Raw genomic sequence first — 2042 nt, forward strand, 5'->3', positions numbered from 1 at the left:
CAGGCGCGCTACACCCCCAGGAGTGCGTTTGGGTTGCTCTGTGGAGGGTCGACACGGTGCGATTTGCGGGCTGCCCCTCGACAACGTTACTCGCGACTACTGACTGACATCGCGCTCGCTGGTCGGCCCATCCTTATGAGTCTCTTTCGTGGCGGCATTGGGTGACGTGCCAGCTTCAGGCCTGGTTCCAGTTCTCCCTTTAGGCTTCGCCCCCCTTGAAATGGCGTGGGTGACTGGAGATACGCCGCTGCGTTCGCCAGCTATAACGCCCCTTCTGTTTGCAGGCGTCGCAGCCATGAGCCCCATCCGTAGGCCAAACTTACGCAGTATCGAATCCACGGTACTTAAAGCCGGATTACCTTTGTCTGTTTCCAACTGATACAGCGCTCTGGTGGACATGCCGCACATTTGAGCAAAGGTTTCCTGATCGAAACCAGTAATCTCCAAACGAAGCCTGCGAATAGCCATGCCCAGGGTTAACTCACCATCAGTGTGCAGCCGAATGATCTCTTCGATCAGTTGTTTACGCAGTTCTCCGGTCGTGGCTTTCATAGCAGCTCCCATAACTCAAGTTCTGAGTCCAGATTGTTCACTGGGATAGCTCTTGATTGGCGAATTTGTAGAGGCATATCTACGAGAAAATCCGGCAGCGCTCTGAACTCATTGGCGGCGCTACGGATACGCTCATACAGATGATCCGGGGCATACCAGTCCGGGAAGCAGGCACAGATCTCACGCCATTTTGGACTCCCTTTCTTTTCGGCTTCCCATTTCGTTGCTCTGGTTACCCCGTCTGCATCCAACACCATCGGGGCCAGGTCATAGATCGGGGCCAGATCGAACCTTTCCCTGTACCGGAATATGGACGTGTTACGACCGTGGTTGTCACTATTGCCCAGAATTCGGTTGAGCAGGTCTCGACGTATGTATTCGAAGATCAGCTCTGGCACCTCATCGGCTTGCCCGCTTAAGCACCACAACTCAATCAGCTTCGACAACACAACCTCATGCTTGAGTCTCGATCCAGGCTCTGTGTTACCGAGTAAGGAGTAGACGGATTCAACCGCGATACGCTCGACGCTCTCGCCATTCACGATGCGGTCAAAACGCGGCATCCAAAGACTGGGCCTTTCGACTTCTTCCAGGCTCAAACCATGAGTCGAAACGGTATTCAAGCCCAGACGCGACACCGCTTTGTAGTACTGGTACTCAGCGCGAAGAATGTTCTTGTCGTTCTCCGTCACCTTGTTCCGAGCGAACTTAACTAATGTGTGTGATTGCACGCGAGAATCATCAAGCATGGCATCAGCGTAAAACTTTCCGTCACGCCCCTCGGCCAACAATAGCTTTGGTGCTTCACCCTGAGCGCCAGTCGCGCCGCCCAGTGCAGCCCCAGCCTCGTAAGCGTACTCAAGAAAATCATTGGTACGCTCAACCACTTCCTGGCGAGCAAAGGCTTCAGCCCCGGTGTCCTCAAGAGCCTCAATGGACTCTTTTATACGTAGGTTGCCGATAGGCGATGGCGTACATCTCCCCAGCAGAAACAGATCAAGATCTATTTCTGGGGGCTTTTCATCATTAAATCGCTTGATCAGGGACTTCCGCGCATGACCAGCAGGAATGATGTCGAGAATGAAGGCTGGGAAGCCTCTGCTATCCTCAGGGCTCCAGTTGACCGGCAAGTTCACGCTGACGGCATGTTCAAAAACGCTATCTATCACGTCAAAGAAGTCATGCAGATATGTTGTCTTGTACGAAGTCGTAACGCGGGTGTCCGCAACACTTTGCGTATCCGAGATGCTGAGATCCAGGGCGTCGTGCCATTGACCATTTACATAGGTTTGTATGGTTAGCGCTTCGAACATTAGGGCGAGCTCAGTCGGCATTAATATGCTGACTAATCTAGATTATGCTGGCTTAATCGGCAATATAAATCTGTAACTGGCTTTATTCTGCCCGGTTTCGGCAATTTAATGCCGACTATGGATTGTCTTACGTGCCTGCGTTAGCATACCTACACGTGCGCCGCGGCCTGCAACAGC

2 protein-coding genes are annotated in these 2042 nt (G+C 52.7%); both read right to left on the reverse strand.

The annotated features are described in order from the left end of the window. Window positions 1-96 precede the first annotated feature (96 nt). Window positions 97-552 carry a helix-turn-helix domain-containing protein gene (locus tag FHK95_RS19895; protein ID WP_235906851.1) on the reverse strand — a complete coding sequence of 152 codons (456 nt, stop codon included), beginning with the start codon at window positions 550-552 and terminating at the stop codon, window positions 97-99. Further along, complete coding sequence (locus tag FHK95_RS19900; RefSeq protein WP_150306368.1) at window positions 549-1865, reverse strand: HipA domain-containing protein; 1317 nt, start codon at window positions 1863-1865, stop codon at window positions 549-551. Before FHK95_RS19900 ends, FHK95_RS19895 begins: the two co-directional genes overlap by 4 nt. Window positions 1866-2042: the final 177 nt, after the last annotated feature.

This window comes from Pseudomonas saliphila (assembly GCF_008638345.1).
GTDB lineage: Bacteria > Pseudomonadota > Gammaproteobacteria > Pseudomonadales > Pseudomonadaceae > Halopseudomonas > Halopseudomonas saliphila.

What these genes read in the sequence shown, in the direction of transcription:
- FHK95_RS19900 (WP_150306368.1), bottom strand. Translation starts at nt 1,865, where the DNA reads ATGTTCGAAGCGCTAACCATACAAACCTATGTAAATGGTCAATGGCAC.
- FHK95_RS19895 (WP_235906851.1), bottom strand. Translation starts at nt 552, where the DNA reads ATGAAAGCCACGACCGGAGAACTGCGTAAACAACTGATCGAAGAGATC.